The sequence below is a fragment of the Nocardioides sp. GY 10113 genome (assembly GCF_004919105.1).
Taxonomy (GTDB): domain Bacteria; phylum Actinomycetota; class Actinomycetes; order Propionibacteriales; family Nocardioidaceae; genus Nocardioides.
Genome location: NZ_STGK01000005.1, coordinates 1 through 24,840, shown reverse-complemented (window position 1 = coordinate 24,840; position 24,840 = coordinate 1). Strand labels below are relative to the sequence as shown.

General features: G+C 72.6%; 22 protein-coding genes. 14 read left to right on the top strand and 8 right to left on the bottom strand.

Annotated elements, in window-relative coordinates; all coding sequences use genetic code 11:
• Positions 1-34 precede the first annotated feature (34 nt).
• Positions 35-1,342 (bottom strand): APC family permease, encoded by a 1,308-nt coding sequence (locus E8D34_RS07875; protein WP_206056609.1) that lies wholly within the window; start codon positions 1,340-1,342, stop codon positions 35-37.
• A gap of 34 nt (positions 1,343-1,376) precedes the next feature.
• A complete protein-coding gene (locus tag E8D34_RS07870) occupies positions 1,377-2,822 on the bottom strand; it encodes a basic amino acid/polyamine antiporter (RefSeq protein WP_136594081.1) in 1,446 nt (481 codons plus the stop codon).
• A gap of 125 nt (positions 2,823-2,947) precedes the next feature.
• Between E8D34_RS07870 and E8D34_RS07865 the strand changes: the two genes are divergently transcribed.
• The 12 genes from E8D34_RS07865 (at position 2,948) to ugpC (ending at position 16,389) form a co-directional block, all read left to right on the top strand.
• Positions 2,948-4,231: an MFS transporter gene (locus E8D34_RS07865; RefSeq protein WP_240771219.1), complete on the top strand. Its 1,284-nt coding sequence runs from the start codon at positions 2,948-2,950 to the stop codon at positions 4,229-4,231.
• 73 nt (positions 4,232-4,304) lie between these two features.
• Positions 4,305-5,351, top strand: coding sequence for a M12 family metallopeptidase (locus E8D34_RS07860; protein ID WP_136594080.1), 1,047 nt, complete (start codon positions 4,305-4,307; stop codon positions 5,349-5,351).
• Positions 5,352-5,554: 203 nt separating this feature from the next.
• Positions 5,555-5,824 carry a DUF1876 domain-containing protein gene (locus tag E8D34_RS07855; protein ID WP_136594079.1) on the top strand — a complete coding sequence of 90 codons (270 nt, stop codon included), beginning with the start codon at positions 5,555-5,557 and terminating at the stop codon, positions 5,822-5,824.
• A gap of 90 nt (positions 5,825-5,914) precedes the next feature.
• The gene (locus tag E8D34_RS07850) at positions 5,915-6,703 is read left to right on the top strand and encodes an MBL fold metallo-hydrolase (protein ID WP_136594078.1); all 789 of its coding nucleotides are present in this window, start codon (positions 5,915-5,917) and stop codon (positions 6,701-6,703) included.
• 181 nt (positions 6,704-6,884) lie between these two features.
• Positions 6,885-8,363 (top strand): MFS transporter, encoded by a 1,479-nt coding sequence (locus E8D34_RS07845; protein ID WP_136594077.1) that lies wholly within the window; start codon positions 6,885-6,887, stop codon positions 8,361-8,363.
• Positions 8,360-8,758, top strand: coding sequence for a nuclear transport factor 2 family protein (locus tag E8D34_RS07840; RefSeq protein WP_136594076.1), 399 nt, complete (start codon positions 8,360-8,362; stop codon positions 8,756-8,758). The genes E8D34_RS07845 and E8D34_RS07840 overlap by 4 nt, the downstream gene beginning before the upstream one ends.
• Before the next feature lie 42 nt (positions 8,759-8,800).
• The gene (locus E8D34_RS07835; RefSeq protein WP_136594075.1) at positions 8,801-10,231 is read left to right on the top strand and encodes a glycosyltransferase; all 1,431 of its coding nucleotides are present in this window, start codon (positions 8,801-8,803) and stop codon (positions 10,229-10,231) included.
• Between the two features lie 80 nt (positions 10,232-10,311).
• A complete protein-coding gene (locus E8D34_RS07830) occupies positions 10,312-11,988 on the top strand; it encodes a glycoside hydrolase family 13 protein (RefSeq protein ID WP_136594074.1) in 1,677 nt (558 codons plus the stop codon).
• A 157-nt stretch (positions 11,989-12,145) separates the two neighbouring features.
• Entirely contained in the window at positions 12,146-13,420 is a 1,275-nt protein-coding gene (locus E8D34_RS07825; RefSeq protein ID WP_136594073.1) for an ABC transporter substrate-binding protein, read from the top strand.
• Positions 13,417-14,337: a sugar ABC transporter permease gene (locus tag E8D34_RS07820; protein WP_276606587.1), complete on the top strand. Its 921-nt coding sequence runs from the start codon at positions 13,417-13,419 to the stop codon at positions 14,335-14,337. Before E8D34_RS07825 ends, E8D34_RS07820 begins: the two co-directional genes overlap by 4 nt.
• The gene (locus tag E8D34_RS07815; protein WP_136594072.1) at positions 14,334-15,173 is read left to right on the top strand and encodes a carbohydrate ABC transporter permease; all 840 of its coding nucleotides are present in this window, start codon (positions 14,334-14,336) and stop codon (positions 15,171-15,173) included. Before E8D34_RS07820 ends, E8D34_RS07815 begins: the two co-directional genes overlap by 4 nt.
• A 28-nt stretch (positions 15,174-15,201) precedes the next feature.
• Entirely contained in the window at positions 15,202-16,389 is a 1,188-nt protein-coding gene (gene ugpC, locus E8D34_RS07810; RefSeq protein ID WP_136594071.1) for a sn-glycerol-3-phosphate ABC transporter ATP-binding protein UgpC, read from the top strand.
• Positions 16,390-16,415: 26 nt separating this feature from the next.
• Here the strand turns inward: ugpC and E8D34_RS07805 are convergent, their stop codons facing one another.
• The 4 genes from E8D34_RS07805 to E8D34_RS07790 form a co-directional block, all read right to left on the bottom strand.
• On the bottom strand, positions 16,416-17,267 hold the full coding sequence (locus E8D34_RS07805; protein WP_136594070.1) for a ParB N-terminal domain-containing protein: 852 nt from the start codon (positions 17,265-17,267) through the stop codon (positions 16,416-16,418).
• Complete coding sequence (locus E8D34_RS07800; RefSeq protein WP_136594069.1) at positions 17,267-17,947, bottom strand: metallophosphoesterase; 681 nt, start codon at positions 17,945-17,947, stop codon at positions 17,267-17,269. Before E8D34_RS07800 ends, E8D34_RS07805 begins: the two co-directional genes overlap by 1 nt.
• Before the next feature lie 64 nt (positions 17,948-18,011).
• Positions 18,012-19,055, bottom strand: a complete 1,044-nt coding sequence (locus E8D34_RS07795; protein ID WP_136594068.1) for a phosphatase domain-containing protein — start codon at positions 19,053-19,055, stop codon at positions 18,012-18,014.
• 31 nt (positions 19,056-19,086) lie between these two features.
• Entirely contained in the window at positions 19,087-20,700 is a 1,614-nt protein-coding gene (locus tag E8D34_RS07790) for an MFS transporter (protein WP_136594067.1), read from the bottom strand.
• A gap of 282 nt (positions 20,701-20,982) precedes the next feature.
• Here E8D34_RS07790 and E8D34_RS07785 point away from each other — a divergent pair, with 282 nt between their 5' ends.
• Complete coding sequence (locus tag E8D34_RS07785) at positions 20,983-21,381, top strand: STAS domain-containing protein (protein ID WP_136594066.1); 399 nt, start codon at positions 20,983-20,985, stop codon at positions 21,379-21,381.
• Between the two features lie 4 nt (positions 21,382-21,385).
• On the opposite strand, the gene E8D34_RS07780 is transcribed toward E8D34_RS07785, so the two are convergent.
• Positions 21,386-21,709 (bottom strand): cupin domain-containing protein, encoded by a 324-nt coding sequence (locus tag E8D34_RS07780; protein ID WP_136594065.1) that lies wholly within the window; start codon positions 21,707-21,709, stop codon positions 21,386-21,388.
• Positions 21,710-21,881: 172 nt separating this feature from the next.
• Here E8D34_RS07780 and E8D34_RS07775 point away from each other — a divergent pair, with 172 nt between their 5' ends.
• The gene (locus tag E8D34_RS07775; protein WP_136594064.1) at positions 21,882-22,880 is read left to right on the top strand and encodes an FKBP-type peptidyl-prolyl cis-trans isomerase; all 999 of its coding nucleotides are present in this window, start codon (positions 21,882-21,884) and stop codon (positions 22,878-22,880) included.
• Between the two features lie 300 nt (positions 22,881-23,180).
• Here E8D34_RS07775 and E8D34_RS07770 read toward each other — a convergent pair whose 3' ends face one another.
• Entirely contained in the window at positions 23,181-24,473 is a 1,293-nt protein-coding gene (locus E8D34_RS07770) for a hypothetical protein (protein ID WP_136594063.1), read from the bottom strand.
• Between the last annotated feature and the right edge of the window lie 367 nt (positions 24,474-24,840).

The window sequence follows — 24,840 nt, the reverse complement described above, 5'->3', positions numbered from 1 at the left end:
GGTGGGATGGATGCCCCGCCTGTCGAGCGCGCGCTCAGCGCGCCCGGCGCGCCAGTGCGGCCCGCTCGGCACGGCCCACCCGCAGGGCCATCTCACCGCCGACGGCGACCAGCACCATCGCCGCCAGCACCAGCAGCTGGGCGGGGATCTCCGTCGCGGCGTACCAGAGCAGGGCGGCCAGGCAGCCCAGGCAGGCGAGCACCCCGACGAGCGGCACGAGTCGGCCGACGGGGCCGTACCCGCCGATCCGCACCGCGGCCACGTTGACCGCGGCGAAGATGATCAGGAAGCCCGCCGAGCCCATCAGCGAGATGCCCTCGATGTCGACGGTGTTGACGATCAGCAGGGTGCCCAACGTGGTCGCGATCAGGCCGCCGACCGGGCGGTTCCAGACCGGTACGGCGAGCCGGTGCGGCAGCTCGCCGTGCCGGGCCATCAGGTAGGTGAACTTCGCCGCGCCGTACATCGTGGCGTTGATCGCGCTCGCGGTGGACACGACCGCGGCCACCGCGATCAGCGTGAAGCCGATCGAGCCGAACACCGGCTCCGCGGCCGCGGCGAGCGCGTAGTCGCGCTGGTCGGCGATCTCGGCCGGGGTCAGGTTGCCGACCGCGACGAACGCGACCAGCACGTAGAGCACGACCACCCCGCCGATGGCCGCGCCGTAGGCGACCGGGAGCGTCCGCTGGGGGTCGCGGGCGTCCTCGGCCGCGTTGGCGATCAGCTCGAAGCCCTCGTAGGCCAGGAAGATCAGGGCCCCGGCGTAGACGATCGTGGCCAGTGGCGGGTACTGGTCGGGCGCCACCCGCCCGGTGTCCACCACGGTCAGCCCGCCGACGCAGAAGACGACCAGCACCGCGACCTTGACGTAGACCAGCGCCGCCTCGCCGCCCGCGACCAGCTGGGCACCGCCCAGGTTGATCGCTGCGAACACGAGCACCACCGCGCTGCCGAACACGTGGCGCCACAGGCCGCTCGGGTCCAGTCCGACCAGGACCGAGAAGTAGGCGCCGAAGGCGACCGCGTAGAGGCCGAGCATCACGAAGTAGCTCAGCCACAGCAGCACGTTCAGCGGTCCCGCCACCGTCGTCCCGAAGGCGGTGTCCAGGAAGGTCGCCGTGCCGCCACGGCTGCGAAGCCGGACCGAGAGCCGTGCGTAGGAGGTCCCGGTCAGCGCCGCGACGGCACCGCCGACCACGAACGACAGGTAGCTGCCCGCGCCGGCGGTCTGGGCGACCAGGCCGAGCACGGAGAAGATACCGCCGCCGACCATCCCGCCGACCCCGATCGCCACCAGTGACGGGATGCCGATCCCGTCGCTGGTCGTCGGTCGGCCGCCCACCCCGCGACGCTAGCGCGCCGCTTCGCAGGGCGGGTCAGATCGTGATCCGATCGGTCCACAGCCCGACCGCGCCGACGACGCCGGCCGCGACGACGACCCCGCACAGCGCCGCCTCGGTCGGCGTGAAGAGCCGGCGCCCGTGCTCGCTGCGGGCCTTCACGTAGAGCAGCGTCGCCGGCGCCAGGATCACCGTCATCAGCAGCACGAACTTCAGGCCGGCCGCGGTGAACAGGAAGATCGTGTAGCCGGTCGCGATACCCGCCACCACCGTCTCCCGGCGCCGTACGCCGGAGGCGACGCCGTCGTAGGCCTCCCCGGTGAGGCCCAGCTTGAGCGCGTAGCCGGCGGCCAGCAGGTACGGCAGCAGGACCAGGCTGGTGGAGAGGGTCAGCATGAAGTCGAGCGCGTCGGCGACGAACAGCGTCAGGCCGAGGAGCGCCTGCACCCCCAGCGAGGTGGCGATCAGCGCTGCGATCGGGGTGCCCTGCGCATTCTCCCGGGCCAGCAGCTCGGGCATGTCGTCGGTACGGGCGGGAATGAACATCACCTCGGCCGCCATCAGCGTCCACGCCAGGTAGGCGCCGAGGACGGAGACGATGACCGCCACGCTGATGAAGGTCTCCCCCCAGTCCCCCACGACCGAGCCGAAGACGCCGACCATCGACGGCTGCCGGGTCGCGGCGAGCTCGGGCTGCGGCATCACCGCGTAGCTGGACAGGGTGACCAGGGAGAGCAGCGAGAGCACGCTGAGGAAGCCGAGGACGGTGGCCTTGCCGACGTCCTCGCGGCGCCGGGCGTAACGGGAGTAGACGCTGGCGCCCTCGACCCCGACGAAGACGAACGTCGTGATGATCATCGTGTCGCGGACCTGCTCGTCGAGGCCGCCGAGGTCGCCGAAGCCGCTGGCCGTCCAGTTGTCGGCGAAGACACCCGCGTCGAAGCTGGCGAGCAGCACCACCACGAAGACGACGATCGGGAGGATCTTGCAGACCGTCACGATCCGGTTGACCGTCGCCGCGTCCCGCACGCCACGGGCGATCAGCGCGTGGAAGAGCCACACCCCGGCGGTGCCGAGCGCGGCGGCCAGGACGGTGTCGCCGTCGCCGAAGCCGTCGACGTACCCACCGAGCGTGGCGCCGATGAAGACCCAGTAGAAGGCGTTGCTGGCCACCGCGCTCGCCCAGTAGCCGATCGCGGAGGTGAAGCCGGCGAAGTCGCCGAACCCGGCCTTCGCGTAGATGAAGACGCCGGAGTCCAGGTCGGGCCGACGGATGGCGAGGTTCTGGAAGACCAGCCCGAGCATCAGCATGCCGGTCCCCGCGATCGCCCAGGCGATCAGGGAGCCGAGGACCCCGGTGGCGACGCCGAAGCTCGCGGGCAGCGAGTAGACGCCGGCGCCGACCATGCTGCCGACGACCATCGCGGCCAGCGTCGGCCAGGACAGCCTCGCGGGGGCGGAAGTGCTCTCGCTCGCGCTCATGCGGTTCCTCCTGCTGGCATCATTCCGGTGCCGCGACGCGACGGTCCAGGCTGTTGCCGCGCGAGGCTGGGGCTCCCGCGACAGACTGGGGCGGGTCGGGGTCGGCGACGAGCGGAGGTCGGCAGGTGGCGCACGCGGGACCGGACGCGACCGGGGGTCAGCCTGCCCGCACGCCGCAGGCGGCCGCCTGGACCCCCTGGCGCACGGTCGTCGCCTTCGGCCTGGTCAGCCTCGCCGCCGACATGGTCTACGAGGGCATGCGGTCGGTCGCCGGCCCCTACCTGGGCAGCCTGGGCGCGTCCGCGCTGACCGTCGGCGTGGTCACCGGAGCCGGCGAGGCGATCGCACTGGTGCTGCGCCTGGTCACCGGCCCCTGGGCCGACCGCGCGCAGCGGCACTGGCGGCTCACCGTCCTCGGCTACGGCCTGACCGCTGTCTGCGTGCCGCTGCTCGCCCTCGCGCCGGCGCTCGGCGCCGCCGGCATCGCGTTCGCCGCCGTGATGATCCTCGCCGAGCGCACCGGCAAGGCGATCCGCAGCCCCGCGAAGTCGGCACTGCTCGCCCGCGTCGCGGTGCGCACCGGTCGCGGGAAGGCGTTCGGCGTGCACAAGGCGCTGGACCAGGTCGGTGCCTTCGCCGGCCCCCTCCTGCTCGCCGGTACGACGGCCGCGACCGGCCTGATCTGGCCGGGCCTGGCGCTGCTGGCCGTCCCCGGCGCGGTCTCGCTGCTGCTGCTCGCGCTGCTGCGCCGACGGGTGCCCGCGGTCGCGGAGCCCGACCCGGAGGCCGTGGCGGCGCCGGCGCCGGCCGGGCTGGTGCGTCCCGCGCTGGGCGCGGACCTGCCGGCGGCCTTCCACCGGTTCTCCGCGGCCGCCGCGCTGACCACGTTCGGGCTGATGACGTTCGGCGTCATCTCGTTCCAGTTCGTCCGCGCCGGCGTCTTCCCCACGGCCGCGGCGCCGCTGGTCTACGCGGTGGCGATGGCCGTCGGAGCGGTGGCGGCGCTGGCGACCGGTGCCCTCTTCGACCGCTGGTCGGGGCGCGTGCTGCTGGTGGTGCCGGTGCTGGCGGCCGTGGTGCCGTGGCTGGTCTTCGACGCGCGTGCGGCCGTGGTGCTCGTCGGAGTGGTGGTCTGGGGCGCCGCGACCGGCGTGCAGGACTCCGCGGTCAAGGCGTTCGTCGCGGACCTGGTGCCGTCCGCGCGCCGGGCCACCGCCTACGGGATCTTCGCCGCCGTCCAGGGGATCGGCGCGCTGGCGGGCGGCGCGGTGGCCGGGGCGATGGTCACCGATCACGCCGACGCGCTCGGCTGGATCATCCTCGCCGCCCAGGTGGTGGCGGCGTACCTGCTGGTGACCACGCTGCGCCGGGGACCGGTCGCGGACACGACCACCCGAGCGGGCCATTGACGTGTCCAGCCGCGCCGGCGGATTCTCGGAGGAGGACGTCCGTGCCTCCCGACCCGAGATCTGGTGACTATCGATGGCACTTCCACAGGACCAGCCGCTGTACTACTGCTCCACCTATCCGCGGAGCCTCCCGCAGCTCCGACCCGACCTCTCGTTCGACCGGCAGAGCGCGATCCTCGTGTCGGCCAGCAAGTGGGTCAACGGCACCGTGCTGCACTACCACTTCCTGGCGGACGAGGCGGACCACGGGGACCAGATGGACGTGGTCCGGGCCGCCTTCCAGGAGTGGAAGGACCTCGGCATCGGGCTCTCCTTCACCGAGGTGACCCAGGCCTCGGAGTCCGAGGTCCGGATCGGCTTCCAGGCCGGGGACGGGTCGTGGTCCTACGTGGGCCGCGACGTGCTCGGGATCGGGGCCACCGAGCGGACGATGAACTTCGGGTGGGACCTGACCACCCCGTACGGGCACACCACCGCCCGGCACGAGATCGGGCACACGCTCGGCATGCCGCACGAGCACCAGAACCCGAACGCCGGCATCACCTGGGACGAGGAGGCGGTCTACGAGTTCCTCGGCGGGCCGCCGAACAACTGGCCGCGGGAGACCACCTTCCACAACGTGCTGCGCAAGCTCGACCCGCGTCAGGTCGAGGGCGGCACCTGGGACCCGGACAGCATCATGGAGTACCAGTTCCCGGGCGGGCTGATCCTGGCCCCGGAGGCCTACCGGGGCGGCATCACGCCGCCGGGCACCCTCTCGGCGGACGACCAGGCCTACATGCGCTACTGGTACCCGCCGCTGGACGGCGACGACCTGCCGGAGCTGGTGCCGTTCCAGTCGGCGCCGCTGTCCCTGACGCCCGGTCAGCAGGCCGACTTCGCCTTCCACCCCGACGCGAGCCGGGAGTACAGCGTCGGCACGTTCGGCTCCGCCGACTCGGTCCTGGTGGTGTTCGAGGAGGTCGACGGCGAGCTGAGGTTCCTGGCCGGCGACGACGACAGCGGTGAGGACCGCAACGCCCTCGTCAAGGTCAAGCTCGTCGCCGGACGCTCCTACGTCGTCCGCACCCGGCTGTACTACGCGTGGGCCTCCGGCCAGACCGCGGTGATGGCCTGGTAGGCACCGCGAGGCCCCTCGCCGGAACTTCGGGACCTTCGGCTCTGCCGGGCCGGCCGGGATCGTGGCGCAATGGAGTGAGACCGGCGGGCGGCGTGCTACGGCCTTTACGCATGTGCCGCGGTACGCCACCCGTCGGTCGCCCATCCGCGGGATCCGCCCCGCCACCGTGGCCGGGGCCAGGACGCGGTCCGGAGGCGACGGACATGACTGCATCGACCGGCAACCTGCACACCAAGACGTGGCGGGTGGAGGTCTTCATCGGCGAGCACGACGGCGACACGCACGCGGAGGCCCGGCTCGACACCGGCGAGCGGACCGTGTCCGGCACCGGGACGGCGCGACAGAACCCGCACGACGCGGGCGTGCCGGAGATCGGCGACGAGCTCGCGGTGGGCCGCGCCCTCTCCGCGCTGGCCGGCGAGCTGCTGCACCTCGCCGACGAGGACGTCGACGCGAACGTCACCCGTCGCTGAGCCGGTGGCGACCGTTCGGCGGACTCCCATCGCGGCGGACGCCGCCGCTGGTTGACTGTGACGCGACGTCACCGACACCGGAGGTCCGCCATGCGAGTCCACCACCTCAACTGCGGCACGATGAACGCGCCGCTCGCCGGGCGGCTGGTCTGCCACGTGCTGCTCCTCGAGACCGACGCCTCGGGCCTGGTGCTGGTCGACACCGGCTTCGGACTCGCGGACATCGCGCAGCCCCGCGCCCGACTCGGCCCCACCGGCACGCTGCTGCGCCCCACGCTGGACCCGGCCGAGGCCGCGGCCACCCAGGTCGAGGCGCTCGGCTTCCGCCGCGACGACGTCCGCCACGTCGTGCTCACGCACTTCGACCTCGACCACATCGGCGGGCTGGCCGACTTCCCGGAGGCCGCCGTGCACGTCACCACGGCGGAGTACGACGCCGCCGTGCGCTCACCCGGCCGGCGGGAGCGGCTGCGCTACCGGGCCCCGCAGTGGGACCACGGCCCGAAGATCGTCGAGCACGGCGCCGACGGCGAGGCCTGGCTCGGCTTCTCCGCTGCCACCGAGCTCACCGAGATCTCCCCCGGCATCGCGTTGGTGGCGCTGCCCGGCCACAGCCGCGGCCACGCCTGCGTCGCGGTGGAGACGGAGTCCGGTTGGCTGCTGCACGCCGGCGACGCGATGTTCCACCGGGGCGTGCTGGACGGCACACCGACCCCGCGGGTGCTGCGGCTGTTCGAGAACAGCATCGCCTGGTCCCGGCCCCGGGTGCGGCAGAACCACGAGCGTCTCGCCGAGCTGGCCACCGGGCACCCCGAGGTGACCGTCTTCGCCGCGCACGACGCGGTCCAGTGGGAGGCCCTGGCGACCACCGGTCGCTAGGAACGCCGGCAGCACCCACCCGGGTGAGCCCGCGGTCGGGGTCGGCCGCGGTCGGGGCGGGGCGGCCACCGGCACCGACGCCCCGGTCGTGCGCCTACTGTGAACAGCGACCGCAACGCATCGCCGAGGGCGCACGACGGCCCCGGCGCAGATCGTTCAACCGCCCGAGAGGTGGTCCGCGATGCACCAGCCGCTCGGCCCCTACGCCTGCACGGACGTCTCGTCCGAGGCGGTGGCCGCACCGACCGTCACCTGCGAGCGACTGCTCACCTACCGATCGGCCGCCGGCCGGTGGGTGCTGCTGGCGACCGTGCTCGGCTCGGCGCTCGCCGCGGTCGACAGCACCGTGGTCGCGATCGCGCTGCCCGCGATCGGCGAGGACCTCGACGCCTCGTTCGCCGGCCTGCAGTGGACCGTCACCGGTTACACCCTGACCCTGGCCTCGCTGGTGCTGCTCAGCGGGGCCGCGGGCGACAGGCTCGGCCGCCGGCGGGTGTTCCTGGTCGGCGTGGTCTGGTTCACCCTCGCCTCGTTGCTGTGCGCGGCGGCGCCGACCATCGGGCTCCTCATCGTCGCCCGCGTGCTCCAGGGGGTCGGCGGCGCCCTGCTCACCCCCGCCTCGCTCTCGATCCTGCAGGCCAGCTTCGTGGAGGCCGATCGCGGGCCCGCGATCGGCACCTGGGCCGGCTTCAGCGGGGTCGCCGGCGCGCTGGCGCCGCTGATCGGCGGCTGGCTGCTCGGCCTCGGCTCGTGGCGCTGGGTCTTCCTGGTCAACCTCCCGCTGGCCGCGCTGGTGGTCGCGATCAGCCTCCGCCACATGCCCGAGTCCGTGGACCGCGGGGCTCGCGGGCGGGTGGACTGGCTCGGCGCCGCGCTGACCGTGGCCCTGCTCGGCGCCGCCACCTACGCCCTGATCGGCCAGTCGTGGCCGGCGGCCGGGCTCGCCGCGGCGGCGCTGGTCGCGTTCCTGGGCGTCGAGCGGCGGGTCGACGACCCGTTGCTGCCCCTCGACCTGTTCCGGATCCGGCAGTTCAGCGCGGTGAACGCGGTGACCCTCGTCCTCTACGGCCCGATCGCGGTCTTCTTCTTCCTGCTGGTCGTCCAGCTCCAGGTGGTCACCGGGTGGACCGCGCTGGCCGCCGGCACCGCGACCATCCCGGTCACGGCGATCACCCTGGCACTCTCGGCACGCAGCGGAGCGATCGCCCAGCGGATCGGCCCCCGGCTCCAGCTCACCGCCGGGCCACTGCTGTGCGCCGCTGCGATGCTGTTGTCGCTGCGGATCGGCCCCACGGCGACGTACGTCGGCGACGTGCTGCCGGCGGTGGCGGTGCTCGGGCTGGGGCTGGCCACGCTCGTCGCGCCGCTGACCGCGACCGCCCTGTCCGCTGCCCCGGCCGAGCACGCCGGCCTCGCGTCCGGGCTCAACAACGCGCTGGCGCGCACGGCGGCGCTGCTGGCGATCGCCGCGGTGCCCGTCGCCGCCGGGCTGACCGGCGACGTGTTCGACGACCCCGCGGGGTTCGACCAGGGCTTCGGGACCGCGATGGTCGTCTGCGCCGCGCTGTTCGCGCTCGGCGCGCTGCTGGCCGCGGTCGCGGTCGAACCCCCTAGGCTCGCGGCGCCGACCGATCACCGACCCGAGAGCGAGGCACCGTGACCACCTTCCGCGAGGCAGTCGAGAGCAAGGACCTGGACGCCGTGGAGGCGATGCTCGCCGACGACGTCGTCTTCCGCAGCCCGGTGGCGTTCTCGCCGTACCCCGGGAAGGCGATCACCAACGCCATCCTGCGCACGGTCGTCGAGGTGTTCGAGGACCTGCACTACGTCCGCGAGCTGCGCGACGGCGACAACCACGCGCTGATGTTCGAGGCCGGCGTGGACGGGCTGGCGATCACCGGCTGCGACTTCCTGGTCTACGACGAGGACGGCCGGATCGTCGACTTCATGGTCATGGTCCGCCCGCTCAAGGCCGCCCAGGCGCTCGCCGTCCGGATGGCCGAGCGCTACCCCGACATCCAGGCGGCGGCAGCGGCCTGGGCCGCGGCGCAGTAGCGCGGGGCTGACCGCCCGCGCCTCCCTGGGGCAGGATGAGGCATGCGCGAGGTCGAGATCGGTGCCCTTCCGCTGCGCCGGTTCGCCGAGGTGCTCCCGTCCGAGCGGGTCCTGGCGCTGGAGGCCGCGGCCGACGCCGCGCGCCGTCTGCTGGCCGGCCGCATCGTGTGGAACGTCAACTCGACCGCGCACGGCGGCGGTGTGGCGGAGATCCTGCAGACGCTGCTCGCCTACGGCCGCGGGGCCGGGGTCGACACCCGCTGGGCCGTGCTCGCCGGCGACGGGTCGTTCTTCGCGACGACCAAGCGCCTGCACCACCTGCTCCATGGCGCCCCGGGGGACGGCGCCGCCCTGACGGAGGCGGACCACGCCCACTACGAGCGGGTGCTCGCGAACAACCTGGACGGCTGGGTGGACCGGGTCAGCCCCGGCGACGTGGTGCTGCTGCACGACCCGCAGACCGCGGGCATGGTCGAGGCGCTGCGCGGCCGGGGCGCACGCGTCGTGTGGCGCTGTCACATCGGCACCGACCGGACCAACGCCCATACCGACCGCGGCTGGTCGTTCCTGCGCCCCTACGTCGAGGGCGCCGACGCGTGGGTCTTCTCGCGCGCCGCGTACGTGCCTCCCTGGCTGCCGGCCGAGCGCGTCCACGTGATCGCACCGTCGCTGGATCCGTTCAGCGCCAAGAACGCCCCGATCACGCCGGGCGACGCGCGCGCGGCCCTGGACCTCGCCGGCATCGTGGCCGACGGGGCGTCCGAGGGCCTCGGGTACACCCGTCGCGACGGCACCCGCGGGGCGGTCCGGCCCCACAGCGACCTGCTCCTCGACGAGCACGGTCCGCTGCCCTCGGACGCGAGCGTGGTGCTCCAGGTGAGCCGCTGGGACCGCCTCAAGGACATGGCCGGCGTGCTGACCGGCTTCGCCGGCACGATCGACCTGTTCCCCGACGACGCCCATCTCCTGCTGGTCGGCCCCGACACCGCGGGGGTGAGCGACGACCCCGAGGGGGCCGAGGTGCTCGCCGAGTGCCGGGAGCTCCGCGCGGCCCTCCCCCGCGCCGCCCGTGACCGGGTCCACCTCTGCTGCCTGCCGATGGACGACGTCGACGAGAACGCGCACCTGGTGAACGCGCTGCAGCGACACGCGGACCTCGTGGTCCAGAAGAGCCTCGTGGAGGGGTTCGGGCTGACCGTCACCGAGCCGATGTGGAAGGGCCGGGCGGTGCTCGCCTCGGCCGTCGGCGGCATCGTCGACCAGATCGAGGACGACGTCAGCGGCGTGCTCCTCGAGGACCCGACCGACGTCGACCGGTTCGGCGTCCTGGCCGCCGGGCTGCTGGCCGACGACGGGCGGAGGGACCGTCTCGGGGCGGGCGCGCACGCCCGCGTGCTGGACCGGTTCCTCGGCGACCGGCACCTCATCGACTACGGCGAGCTCTTCGCCAGCCTGCTCGCCCGCACCGGCTGACGCGCCGCACCTCCGCACCCCTCGACGCGTCGGGCGGCCCGGGACATGATCGGGAGCGGGGACCGAGCGAGGAGGAGAACGTGGCAGACCAGCAGCCTGTGGACCGTCAGCCGTGGTGGCGCGACGCCGTGATCTACCAGATCTACCCCCGATCCTGGTCGGACTCCGACGGCGACGGCCTGGGCGACCTGCCCGGGATCACCGCGCGGCTCGCGCACGTGGCCGCGCTGGGCGCCGACGCGATCTGGATCTCGCCGTTCTACACCTCGCCGCAGAACGACGCCGGGTACGACGTGGCCGACTACCGCGACATCGACCCCCGCTTCGGCACGCTCGCCGACGCGGACGCCCTGGTCGAGCGGGCGCACGAGCTGGGCCTGCGGGTGCTCTTCGACCTGGTGCCGAACCACTCCTCCAGCGAGCACCCTTGGTTCCAGGCCGCGCTGGCCGCCCCGCCGGGCAGCCCCGAGCGCGCGCGCTACGTCTTCCGCGAGGGTCGCGGCGAGTCCGGGGAGCTGCCGCCGAACAACTGGGAGAGCAACTTCGGCGGCCCCGCGTGGACCCGGGTCACCGAGGCGGACGGGCGGCCCGGGCAGTGGTACCTGCACCTGTTCGACGCCACCCAGCCGGACTTCGACTGGTCCAACCCCGAGGTCGCCGACGAGATGGAGTCGGTGATCCGGTTCTGGCTCGACCGGGGTGTCGACGGCTTCCGGATCGACGTAGCCCACGGCCTGGTCAAGGTGCCCGGGCTGCCCGACGTGCCGCACGACGCCGCCGCGCTGCGCACCGAGCGGACCGGGGCGCTGCCGATGTGGGACCAGCCGGGGGTGCACGACATCTACCGCCGCTGGCGCTCGGTCACGGACTCCTACGCCGTGCCCGGTGCGGACGCCGACCGGATCCTATGCGGGGAGGCCTGGGTGTGGCCGACTCAGGCCCTGGCCGACTACGTCCGCCCCGACGAGCTGCACCAGACCTTCAACTTCGGGTTCCTGACCACCCCCTGGATCGCCGCGGAGCTGCGCGCGGAGATCGCCGCGTCCCTGATGGCGGTCGCCGAGGTCGGCGCCCCCCAGACCTGGGTGCTCTCCAACCACGACGTGGTGCGGCACGCGTCGCGCCTCGGGTACGACCCGGTGCCCGGCGCGCTGCACATGGGCGGCATCGGCCCCGACGACCCGCAGCCCGACGCGGAGGCCGGCCTGCGGCGCGCCCGCGCGGCGACGACAGTGATGCTCGCGCTGCCCGGGTCGGCCTACCTCTACCAGGGCGAGGAGCTCGGGCTTCCCGAGGCGACCGAGCTGCCCGACGAGGTCAGGCAGTGCCCGCACTGGCTCCGCTCGGGCGGTACCGACCTCGGCCGGGACGGCTGCCGGGTCCCCGTCCCCTGGGAGGCCGACGCGCCGTCGTACGGGTTCGGACCGAACGACAACGCCTGGCTGCCCCAGCCGGCGGCGTACGGCGACCTCGCGGTCGACCGCCAGGACGGCGTCGCGGGCTCGACGCTCGAGCTCTACCGCACGCTCCTGCGGGTCCGCCGGGACCTGCGGCTGGGCGTCGGCGACCTCACCTGGCTCGACCTCGGCGAGGACGTGCTCGCCTTCGAGATCGGAACTCCAGGAGACGACTCGGTGCGCGTGGTGGCGAACCTGGGCGACGCACCGGTGCCGCTTCTCGAGGGGGAGGTTCTGGTCGCGAGCGCCGTCATCGACGGCGGCCGCCTGCCCGTCGACGCGGCCGCCTGGATCCGCTGACCCGGCCGCCGGGGCGACGCCCGGCGCGGGCCCCGGATAACGACTTGGCAAAGTCCGGGTCGCCTGTTGCGGTCTCGTCCCGCTAGGGCCTACGTTCGATTCAGATGTGACGCCCATCACATGCCCGGCCGATTCGATTCGGAGGAGGCACCACCTGATGCGACACCCCGGTCCCCCCAGGAGACGGAAGACCTACGCGGCGCTCGGCGTCGCGGCCCTCGCACTCGGCGGTCTCGCCGCGTGCGGCGGCGACGACGGCGGCGTGCCCGTGATCAATCTCTACGGCGGCGCCTCGGCGGCCGGCTTCGACAAGATCATCGACGACTGCAACGAGCAGGCCGACGGGAAGTACAAGATCGTCGGAAACCTCATCCCCAGCGATGCCGACGGCCAGCGGGAGCAATTCGTCCGCCGCCTCGCCGCGAAGGACGATGGCATGGACCTGCTCAACACCGACGTCACCTGGACCGCCGAGTTCGCCGAGGCGGGGTGGATTCGCGAGCTCACCGGGGACCAGAAGGCCGCCGCTAGCGAGGACGTGCTCGCGCCGGCGCTGGCCACCGCGACCTGGGACGACAAGCTCTACGGCATCCCGAAGAGCACCAACGTCCAGCTCCTCTGGTATCGCAAGTCGCTCGTCCCGGAAGCGCCGACGACGTGGGAGCAGGTGGCCGAGGAGGCCCAGAGGCTCGCCGACGAGGGCAAGCCACACATCATCGGGATGACCGCGGCACAGTACGAGGGCTACGTCGTCGTCTTCAACACGATCCTCTCCTCGCTCGGCGGCACCCTGGTCAACGAGGACAGCACCGCGCCGACCGTCGACGAGAAGACGGTCGAGGCCCTCGACATCATCAGCAACTTCGCGAACAGCGACCTGGCCAGCGCGTCCCTCGGCAACAGCCAGGAGCCCGAGGTCTTCGCCCAGATGCAGAACGGCGAGGCCGCCTTCATCCTGAACTGGCCCTACGTCCTCTCCGCGATGCGGCAGGCCGACCCGGAGATCGCCAAGGATCTGGGCTTCGCCCGCATCCCCGAGTTCGAGCCCGGCACCCCGGCGCGCGCGACTCTGGGCGGCTCGAACCTCACCATCAGCGAGTACAGCAACAACCCCGACCTCGCCTACGAGGCAGCGATGTGCCTGCGCTCGCCGGAGCACCAGCTGCAGACGGCGCTGGAGGCAGGGGACCCGCCGGTGTCGCCGAGCGTGTACGAGGAGCCGGAGTTCCAGGAGGCCTACCCGATGTACGAGGTCATGCTCGACGAGCTGGAGACGGCCGTGCCGCGGCCGGTGACCCCGCTCTACCAGAACATCTCGACCATCGTGTCGACCACGCTGTCGCCGCCGACCTCGATCGACCCCCAGCAGACGGCCGACGAGCTGGAGGGTTCCATCCAGGACGCGATCGACGGGAAGGGGATCCTGCCGTGAGCACGACGACCGCACCCGAGGACGACACCACGAAGATCGCCAAGCGACGGGCCAGCGAGGGCAAGCGGGACGAGGCCCGCCTCGGCATGATGCTGGTCGCCCCGGCGGTGGTCGTGATGCTCGCCGTCGCGGCGTACCCGATCATCTACGCGATCTACCTGTCCTTCTTCCGGGCCGACCTCCGCACCCCCGACGCGAACGAGTTCATCTGGTTCGACAACTACATCACCGTGCTGAGCAGCAGCATCTGGTGGCAGGCCTTCGGCGTGACGATGTTCCTGACGGTCGTCGGGGCGACGCTGGAGCTCGCCTTGGGCATGGCGCTGGCCGTGGTCATGCACCGCACGCTGATCGGCCGCGGCATCGTGCGCACGTCCGCGCTGGTGCCCTACGGCATCGTCACCGTGGTGGCGGCGTTCTCCTGGCGCTTCGCCTGGACCCAAGGCATCGGCTGGCTGGCCGGGGACAGCGCACCGCTCACCGAGCGATGGCCCTCGTTGTGGATCATCGTCCTGGCCGAGGTCTGGAAGACGGTGCCGTTCATGGCGCTGCTGCTGATGGCCGGCCTCGCCCTGGTCCCCGAGGACCTGCTCAAGGCGGCCTCGATGGACGGCGCCAACGCCTGGCAGCGGTTCTGGCGGATCACGGTGCCGCTGATCAAGCCCTCGATCCTGGTGGCGCTGCTGTTCCGCACCCTCGACGCGTTCCGCATCTTCGACAACATCTACGTGCTGACCAACGGCGCGAACGACACCTCCTCGGTCTCGATCGTGGCCTACAACAACCTGATCCGAGGGCTCAACCTCGGCATCGGCTCCACGATGGCGGTGCTCATCTTCCTCACCACCGCCATCATCGCGTTCCTGTTCGTCAAGCTCTTCGGCGCGGCGGCGCCGGGACAAGGAGAGGCACGATGACCGCGGCGTCGGAGACCACGGGCAAGAAGGTCGGCTGGGCCGTCGCGGACCTGGTGGTCCTGCTCTACGCATTCATCCCGGTCGTCTGGATCATCTCGCTCTCCCTCAAGGGCGACGACACCCTCAACGACGGCAACTACCTGCCGCGCAACCCGACGTCCGAGGCGTACTCGACGATCTTCAAGAACGACGACTTCATCCGGGCGCTGATCAACTCGATCGGCATCTGCCTGATCTCGACGTTCATCGCGCTGGTGCTGGGCACCATGGCCGCCTACGCCATCGCCCGGCTCGACTTCCCCGGCAAGCGGGCGATCGTGGCCACCGCCCTGCTGGTGTCGATGTTCCCGCAGATCGCGCTGGTCACGCCGCTGTTCAAGATCGAGACCGCGCTCGGGCTCTTCGACACCTGGCTCGGCCTGATCATTCCCTACGTCACGTTCGCGCTGCCGCTGGCGATCTACACCCTGTCCGCGTTCTTCCGGGAGATCCCGTGGGAGCTGGAGAAGGCGGCGAAGATGGACGGCGCCACGCCGTACCAGGCGTTCCGCAAGGTGATCGCGCCGCTGGCCATGCCCGGCGTGTTCACCACCGCGATCCTCGCCTTCATCGCCTGCTGGAACGACTTCCTCTTCGCGATCTCGCTGACCTCGACCAACAACGCCCGGACCGTGCCGGCGGCGATGTCCTACTTCACCGGCGCGACCACCTTCGAGAAGCCCACCGCGGCGATCGCCGCCGCGGCGGTCGTGATCACCATCCCCATCGTCATCTTCGTCCTGTTCTTCCAGCGCCGGATCGTCGCTGGACTCACGTCGGGAGCGGTCAAGGGCTGACGCCCTGGCCCCAGGAAAGGAGCACCTCGTGGCTGGAATCGTCTTGGACCACGTCGTCAAGCGCTATCCCGACGGAGCACTGGCCGTCGACGACTTCAACCTGGACATCGCCGACGGCGAGTTCATCATCCTGGTCGGGCCGTCGGGTTGCGGGAAGTCGACCACCCTCAACATGGTGGCCGGCCTGGAGGACATCACCGCGGGCGAGCTGCGGATCGACGGCACGGTCGTCAACGACAAGGCGCCCAAGGACCGCGACATCGCGATGGTGTTCCAGTCCTACGCGCTCTACCCGCACATGACCGTGCGCGAGAACATGGCGTTCCCGCTCGTCCTCGCCGGCGTCGACAAGGCCACGATCGGCAAGAAGGTCGACGAGGCCTCGTCGCTGCTGGAGCTCAACGCCCACCTGGACCGCAAGCCGGCCAACCTCTCCGGCGGCCAGCGGCAGCGCGTCGCGATGGGCCGCGCCATCGTGCGCAACCCGAAGGCCTTCCTGATGGACGAGCCGCTGTCGAACCTCGACGCCAAGCTACGCGTGCAGATGCGCACGCAGGTGTCGCGGATCCAGAAGACCCTCGGCACGACCACGCTCTACGTGACCCACGACCAGACCGAGGCGATGACGCTGGGCGACCGGGTCGTGGTGATGCGCGGCGGCGTCGTGCAGCAGGTCGGCTCGCCGACCGAGCTCTACCAGCGACCGGCGAACCTGTTCGTGGCCGGGTTCATCGGGTCCCCGTCGATGAACTTCCTGCCCGCGGTGATCGAGGGCGACAGCCTCGACAGCGGGCTCGGCAAGATCCCGATGTCCGACCGGGTGCGCCGCGCCGTCGAGGGCTCGAAGGGGCGCGACGTGATCATCGGGCTCCGCCCCGAGCACTTCGAGGACGCCGCCCTGACCGGCGACGACGGGAAGCCGGTGGTCAAGGTCGAGATCGACGTGGTCGAGTCGATGGGCTCCGACATCTTCGCCTACTTCAACGTCAAGGGCAGCGAGGCGCACACCACCGACCTCGACGAGCTGGCCAAGGACGCCGGGCAGGACATGCACGGCAGCGGGACCCAGGTGACCGCCCGCCTCGACCCGGCCTCCCAGGTCGCCGAGGGGAAGGAGGCGAGCATGTCCGTCGACACCGACATGATGCACGTCTTCGACGCCAGCAACGGCGCGAACCTGACGATGGAGAAGGCGGGCGCCCACGCCGGCGCCTGAGGTCGTGGCCCCGCGCCGCGTGCGGATCAGCGGCGCCGGGGACGCCCCTGCTCGGCGACGAGCTTCATGACCTCGCGATTCCACTCGTGCTCGCGGATCAGGCGGTAGCGCTCGTGGGAGACGCGGATGTAAGCGTCCGCACCGGTCTCGTCGCGTCCCCGGACACCGGCCTCCTCGATCAGCTCCAGCACCTGGGTGTACTCCTCGTCGAACCAGCGCCGAGCCATGGTCGGCTTGTCGAAGTAGGCGCCCTCCCGGTGCATCAGCCGGCAGGCCCAGGCCTCGACCATCTCCGCGAGGCGGTGGTAGTCGGTGGCGTCGGTGCAGACGATCTCGGCCCGGCGGCGACCGGTCAGCGGCACGCGCTGCAGGAAGCGTAGGCCCCAGTTCTTGTCGCCGAGGTCACGTCGGCCGCCGATGCCCTCGGTCGAGATCACGGTCTCCACCTCGGTCACGTCGGCCTCGATGGTGGCGCCGCCGAGGGCCCGCGCGACGGAGACGCGGTGGTGGCCGTCGCGGACGAAGTAGAGGTTCCCGAGCTGGTAGACGTCGATGGGCGGGAACGAGGTGCCCGTGCGCGCCTTGAGCGCGAGCCGCTCCCACCGCTCACGGCTGCGGTTCGACGTGGGCCGGAACCGGCGGTCGAAGTCGCGGGCCTTGTCGACGGAGCCGACGATCGCGTCCAACGGGATCTCCTGGATGCCCCGGTGGCGCGCCGCCCGCCGCCCCAGCGCCTCGACCACCTCGGCGAACGAGAGCGTCTCGCCCGCATCCTCGTCGCCGCGCAGCCGCCGGGCCAGCGCCGAGAGGCTGGCCTGCCGCCGGGCCCGCAGGAAGTCGCTCTCGGCGTCCGCGCGCGGGAATCCGCTGTCCTTCATCACACCATTCTGCCCGCCGCGTCGCGCGGCGCCAGGGCACGAGGAGTGATCTCCAGCATGCGCCACGGGATGACGTTGCGGATCGTGGTGCCGCCCAGCTGCCGGTCCGGCTTCGGGTGGCCGTAGGGGTGGATGTGGCCGTGCAGGTGCCACGTGGGCTGGAGGATCTCGATGGCGTCGCGCAACGCCTCGATCCCTTCGTGCGGCCGGTCGTCCCCGTCGCCCATCCCGAACGGCGGCGCATGCGTGAGCAGCACGTCGACAGGTCCGGCGCGCCGCGCGCGGCGGGCCAGACGCCGGGCGAGCCTGCGGTACTGCTGCTGGGTGTACTGGTGCGGCCCCTCGCGGTAGCGGACGCAGCCGCCGAGCCCCGCGATCCGCAGCCCCGCGATCTCGAGCACGGAGCGGTCGGCGTTGACCGCGCCGTGCGGTCGGGGCGCGTCGCAGACGATGCCGTCGCAGACGTAGGTGCCGTTGCGGGTCTGCTTGACGCGCGGGATCGCCGGCTCGTGGTTGCCCGGCACGAAGGCCACCGGTGCGTCCACCGCCGAGGCCACGTACTCGACGTAGTCCCAGTTCAGGTCTCCGGCGGAGAGCACCAGGTCGGGCGCCAGATCCCGCAGCGCGCCGGCATGCAGGTCGGGCGCCTCCTCATCGGCGATGGCAAGCACACGGACCATCACCCGACTCTACGCCGCGGGGAACCCGGGAGTGACGTGGCCCACACTTCAGGACCGCGGGCGGTCAGGTGGGCTCGGCCAACAGGCCGATGGAGGCCGCGTGGCGGCGTACCGCGGCGCTGTCGGCGGCGAGCACGAACGGCACGTCCTCGGACCAGCCGTCCGTCACGGCCTCGACGCGGCCGTCGCCGGGGTCCAGCCGCACCTCGCGGATGTAGACCGCCCGGATGCGACCCGGATGGCGGCGTACCGTCTCCGCGTAGATCACCGGGTCCTTCTCACCGGAGTCGCCGATCAGCACGAACGGCAGCTCGGGGTGGAGCGCCAGCACCTCGTCGATGCGGTCCCGCTTCCGGGCTCGGCCGGCCGCCGTGCCGATCAGGTCGCGCAGCAGGAGCGGTCCGAGCGGGAAGCCGCGGTGCTCGAGGAAGGCCACCAGGAACGCGTGCAGGTTCCACGGGCTGGAGGAGATGTAGAAGAACGGGTTCCCGTCGCCCCGGGGCCCCGCGAGGTCGCGGTAGAGCTCCGCGGCCCCGGGGAACGGCGTGCGGGTCAGCGCCGAGCCGGTCAGCGTGGTGCGCAGCATCCGCCCCGCCCGCTGCACGCCGGTCTCGAGGATCGTGTCGTCGATGTCGGAGATCACCCCGAACCGGGCGTCCGGCCCGGTCACCCGGACCCGGATCGGCGTCGCGTGGCCGGGCGCCAGGCCGCGGTACGGCGCCGCCAGCTCGACGCTCCCCTCGGCCCATGGCACCGGCAGGCCGTCCACGGCCAGCTCGGCGCGGAAGTAGCCCTCCTCGTCGGAGATCACCTCGACCTCGGCCGCCCCGAGCCGGATCCGCAGCGGCACCTGCGGCAGCTCCACCGTGAGGAACTGGCCGACGCTGCGGCGGACGGCCGCGCCGAGGCTCTCCCCCGCCTGCGCCATGGGCGGCGGGGGGTCGTCCAGGACCCGTCCGCCCACCACGGCGCGGTCGGGGCCGGCGTACCCGAGGTAGGCCTCGATCCGGAGGTCGTCCGGCTGCCGGCCACCGCGGTAGCGGTAGCGGCGGCGCAGACCGTCGAAGCCGCGCTCTGTCGCGACCAGCCAGCGCTGCCTCCGTCCCACGCCGACAACCTAACGGCCAGCAGGGCGCGCCTCAGCCGGAGCCTGGCTGGCGGGTCGGGACGCCGCCGGTGACGAACAGCGCCACCATCGCGAGCAGGGCGAGCGCACCGAGCGCGCGCCGCAGGCCGTCCAGCCGCGACGCCGCGTTCTCCTCCACGATCGCGTCCGCCGTGGCGCCGGTGACCCCGGCATCGGCCAGCGCCGTGTCGAGGGCGTCGTCGGGGATGAAGGAGAGGCCGCCGGCGAGGTCGACCTGCGCCTGCGAGGCGAGGTCGTCCGGCACGGCGGGGTTCTGCTGGATCCCGGTGAGGAACGACGCCGTCAGGCCGGAGACGAGCACGGCGCCGGCCACCGCCGTGCCGATCGACGCGCCGAGGTTGGTCAGCGTGTTCTGCAGGCCGCCGACCTCGCCGCTCTGCTCGTCGGGCACCGCGGAGACGGTGACCGCACCCAGCTGGGAGGCCAGCGCGCCGATTCCGAGGCCGGCGAGCAGCAGCGGTCCGGTGACCACCTCGGGTCCGGCCCCGAACTCCAAGGCCCCCATCAGCACCACGATGCCGGCCAGCAGGGCGAGGAAGCCCGAACGCACCACGCGCCGCGGGTTCGCCCGCGGGAAGAACCGCGGGATGCCCACCGCGCCCAGCAGCAGCGTCAGCGACAGCGGCAGGATCCGCACGCCGGTCTCGACCGCCGACAGTCCGAGGGCGACCGACAGGAACAGCGGCACGCAGAAGAAGAGCCCGGCCTGCAGCAGGTACTGGAAGAAGAACGACGTCAGGCCGCCGCGCAGCTGCGGGTTGCGCAGCATCGCAGGGTCGAGGAGCACCGCCGCGCCCCGCTCGACCCGGTGTCGCTCCCACGAGAGGAACGCGAAGAGCACGAGGCCGCCACCGAGCACCAGCCAGATCGCGGGCGAGAGACCCAACCAGGCGGGAGCGCCCGGCTTCGGGAGGGTCAGGCCCCACTCACCCGAACGGAGGATGCCCAGCACCACCAGCGCCAGACCCATCGCGGAGAGGACCGTCCCGACGAGGTCGAGCCGACTGGGATCGGTCGGGTTCTCGGCCATCCGCCGCGAGAGCAGCAGGATGCCGAGCACGATCACGACCTCGCCGACGAAGACCCACCGCCACGAGGCGTACGTGGTCAGAAGGCCGCCGATCAGCGGGCCGGCCGCCACAGCGATCGCCCCCGCGGCCGCCACCAGCCCGTAGGCACGCGGGCGTTGCGCGGCCTCGAAGTTCGACGCGACGAGGGCGACCACGGCCGGCATGATCAGCGCCGCGCCGATGCCTTCCAGCAGCGACCAGCCGATCAGCAGCACGGTGAGGTTCGGCGCCAGCGCCGTCGTGGCCGAGCCCACGCCGTACACGACACAGCCGAGCGAGAAGGCTCGCTTGCGCCCGATCTTCTGCCCGATCCGGCCGCCGGTGATCATCAGCGACGCCATCACCAGCGTGTACAGGGTGACCGCGGTCTGGATGCCGGTGACGTCGGTGCCGAGGTCGTCGGCCACCGTGGCGATGGAGACGTTCATGACCGAGCTGTCCAGGGTCATCAGGAACTGCGCGGAGGCGAGCGTCAGCAGGATGGCCGAGAAGCCGGCCGTGGCGGCCGCAGTCGGCCGTGATCCTGTCTCGCCCATCGCCGGCCCCTGACCCCTCGTCCCGGTCCCAAGCGGCCCGGTGCGCCTGACCGATCCTGCCCGCTCCCCCGGGCCGCGGGAAGGGACCTTCGACTCGGGCCCGTCCTCAGCGAGCGCAGCGCGGCACCGCCACCCGGAGCGCCCTGGGTGAGCCGGGCAGGCAGCAGGTCGGCGCCCAGCGGCCGGCGCGCCCCGCCGTCGGGTGCGATCGCGGGCGCTCCGGGGTGTGTAGGCCTGACGGGGATGGGTAGAAGGCCGTAGACCGTCCACGAGGAGGACCCCATGAGCAGCACCCCCGCCGACCACGAGATCGAGGGACTCTCGGTCACGACCGAGGAGCGCGACGGCATCACCGTGGTGGCGCTGTCGGGCGAGCTGGACCTGCTCTCAGCCGGCCCGGCCAGGGCCGCCCTGGAGGGTCAGCTGATCGCCGGTATCGCGGGCCTGGTCGTGGACGTCTCCGGCCTCGGCTTCATCGACTCGGCGGGCCTGGGGGTGCTCGTGCGCACCCACAAGAAGGCGAGGGTGCTCCGCACGGGCTTCGCCGTGGCCTGCCCCGAGGGCACCGTACGGCGGCTGCTCCGCCTGACCGGCCTGCTCCGCGCGCTGCAGGTGCACGACACGCGCGAGGACGCGCTCGCGGCGCTGGCCGAGCGCGCCAACGCCGAGCCCGCCGACTGAGGCCCTACGCCACGTAGATCTTGCGCAACGTCTCGCGCACCACCCAGGTGGTGCGGTCCCCCGCCCTCAGCCGAACGGCGACGCCCGGGCCGAGGTCGATCGTCTCGCCGTCCTCGAACGTCACCGACGCCGACCCCGACAGCACCACGAAGACCTCGTCGACCTCGACGTCGGTGACCGTCCCCGCGGTGATCTCCCAGACCCCGATCTCGGCGCCACCGACCTCGGTGAGCGCGCGCGATCCCGCCGCCGGCGTACCGGACAGGACGGTCTCGGGGTCGAGGGGCAGGGTCGGGAGGTCGCCGTGGAGGTCAAGGACGCGGGTCATGGGGCCATCGTCGCGGACCGCGGGCCCGCCGCCGTAGCCGGGTCCCGGCCGCGACGGGGCCACCGCGAGGCCGCACGGCGTTCGCCGACTCAGCCTGCGCACAGGATCACCCGGTAGCCTCACCCACGCTTCCCCGCGGCCGAGGTCGCGCCCTCAACCAGAAGGTCTGAACGTGCACCGACGCCTGCGACGCCCCACCGCTCTGCTCTCCGCCGCCGCCCTGACCGCCGCGCTCGCCGCGTGCGGCGACTCCGACACCGCGACCGACGACTCCGGCTCGGCGTCGTCGGGGGCGACCGCGGCCACCGAGGGCACCCTCGACCAGGTCGCGTTCACCGGCGAGGTCGGCGAGGGCATCTCCGCGGAGTGGTCCGACAGCATCGACCTGCCCGACGAGACGTCGGCGACCACGCTGGTCAAGGGCGACGGCGAGGCCATCGCCGAGGGCGACACCGTGATGACCTACCTGTGGGTCGGCAACGGCAGCACCGAGGAGCAGGTGTACAGCGACTACGACCAGGGCGCCCCGGAGGCGATCCCCTACGACCCCGCCCAGCTCGCCGAGGTGTTCACGGCGCTGCTCGAGGGTCAGACCTACGGCTCGCGCGTCGCCGTGGTCGCCGACCCGGTGGCGGTGTTCGGCGCCCGGGCCGAGAGCAACTCCCTCGGGATCGACCCCGAGCACAGCGTCGTCCTCGTGGGCGACCTGATCGAGAAGCAGGCGAGCTCCCCGGAGCCCACCGACGACAAGGTCCACGACGCCGATCCCGAGACGCAGCCCTCGGTCGTCGAGAAGGGCGGCCAGCCCACCGGCCTCGACTTCTCTGGGATCGACGAGCCCGCGCTCGACACCCCGGTGCAGCGGGTCGTCCTCGAGGAGGGCGACGGCGCCGCGGTGAAGGCCACCGACACCGTGGTCGTCAACTACCTCGGTTCCACGTACGACGCCGACGCGCCGTTCGACGAGAGCTTCTCGCGCGGCGAGCCGCTCACCTCGCCGCTCAGCGGGCTGATCCGGGGCTGGACGATCGGCCTGACCGACGTCAAGGTCGGCAGCCGGGTGCTGCTCCAGATCCCGCCGGCCTACGGCTACGGGGCGACCGGCAGCGGGTCCGCGATCCCGGGCAACGCCACGCTCTGGTTCCTCGTCGACGTCGTCGAGGTCCAGTAGCGCCGGCTGCCGGGCTGCGGCCCGGGTGGTGCGACGTCACATGGATATTCGCCCCTGAATCAGCCATCTCGGGGCGGATATCCATGTGACGCGGCATCTCGATCGACCGCGGCGACCAGCTCCGGATCCGGGCTGCGGTTGATGGCCGAGGAGACCGTGTAGCCGACCCGTAGGCGCGCAGGGCGCCGGTCCGGCTGCGGGAGGAACGGGGGGCGTCCCGGCGACGCGGTGGCGGAGTCCGCGCGGGTCCCGCCGCATCGCTCAGGCTGCCGTCCGCCTCCGCCCCGACAGGGCGGAGGCTCAGGAGGTGCGCAGCACACGGGCCCGCAGCGGCCGGGCCTCCTGATCCCAGAGCAGCACCACCCGTCCGCTCGGCGTCAGCGCCGCCTGGGTCGCCTCGAGCACGTCGACCTGGCCGGTGTCCTCCTGGGCCGCGGTCGCCGGGCGCCAGCCCTCACCGGCGGCCCGGTACCTGCCCCAGATCCCGTAGCTGTTGTCCCAGCCGACGAAGGCGTCACCGGCCCGGTTGATCGTGGCGACGGTCCCGGACAGCCGCAGCGACGTGTCGGCCAACGTCCGAGGCTCGGTCCACCGGCCCCCGGAGCGGCGACGGACGACGTCGACCCGGTGCTGTCCGACGAGGTAGCCGACCGCGGCCGCGCCGGCGGCGTTCAGCGAGACCGACCAGCGCCGGGCGCGCACCGACGCTGGCGTGACGGGTGTCGGCGCGTCCCACGCTCCGGTGGTCCTGTGGCGCACGGCCGTCCGCACCCGGCCGCCGCGGGCGAACACGGCCACGACATCGCCGCGACCGGTGGCCTCGACGGCACCGAGGGAGCCTGACCCGATCCGCTCGGCCGCGCCCCAGGGCCCGGCCGCCGGCCTGGAGCGGACCATGACCCGGGTCGGGCCCGTCGCCGGGTGCCGGCCGTACGCGACCCACGCCCTCCCGTTCGGCGCGATCGTGGCGCGGGCGCCGCCCGCGCCCTGGCTCAGCGTCGTGACCTCGCTCCACGCCCGGCCCGCAGGCCGGTAGACCGCCTGGACCCGGTACGGGACGCCGCGCTCGGGGTCGCCCCACTCCCACGTCACCAGTGCCGCGCCGCCGGAGCGCACGGCCACGTCGAGGTTCCCGGCGCCGTAGATGCTCTCGCCGTCGGGGTAGCCCGGGACGGCCTTGTCACGGGAGATCCGTACCGGGGTCGTCCATCCGTGGCCCGCTGGCTTCCGGGAGACCCAGACCCCCGTGGTGAACCCCCCGCGGTCGCGGCGCCAGGCGGCGACCACGTTGCCGGCGGCGTCGGCCGCGACGACCGGGTCGTACCCCGCCCCGAGGGTCACCGGGGCCTGCCACCGGCCGCGCGCCGTACGGCGGGCCACCTTGACCGGTTCCGGCCACCCACGCTGCGAACCCCAGGCGACGGTCGTGACGTCGCGCCCGTCCACCGTGAGCGACTGGCCCGCGGGGTTGCGCTCGAACCTGTGGACCGGGCCCCAGGAGTCCTCCGCGACGGTCGCCCCCGGCGCCGGAGCCTGGAGCGCCGCAGCGAGCGCGGCCGCGACCCCGATCAGCGCCCACTTCCGTATCGACATGACGACCCTCCCCGACGAGGCGTGCGACACCACGTTTCCGAGTCTCCTCCGCCAGACCGAGGACGGGCAGAGGCGAAGGGCGGCCCGCGATGGACCCTTGGTCCGTCCCCGTGCGCAGCACGCGTGAACCTCGCGCTCCGGTCGACGCGGTTCGACGCGGTTCGACGCCCCAGCGAGGGGTCGGTCTCACGCACACTCTCCGCGCCTATGGCGAATGGCAAAGAAACCTCGAAAGTCGTTGACACGATGTCGCAGTAACGCTGAACTCTGCGTCTCACGCAACCGAGCCACACCGGCCAACACTCGGGACTGCTGCACGGACAGGTGACAGTTGGGGTTAGGCCGCCTGGACGGCGGTCGGGGCCAT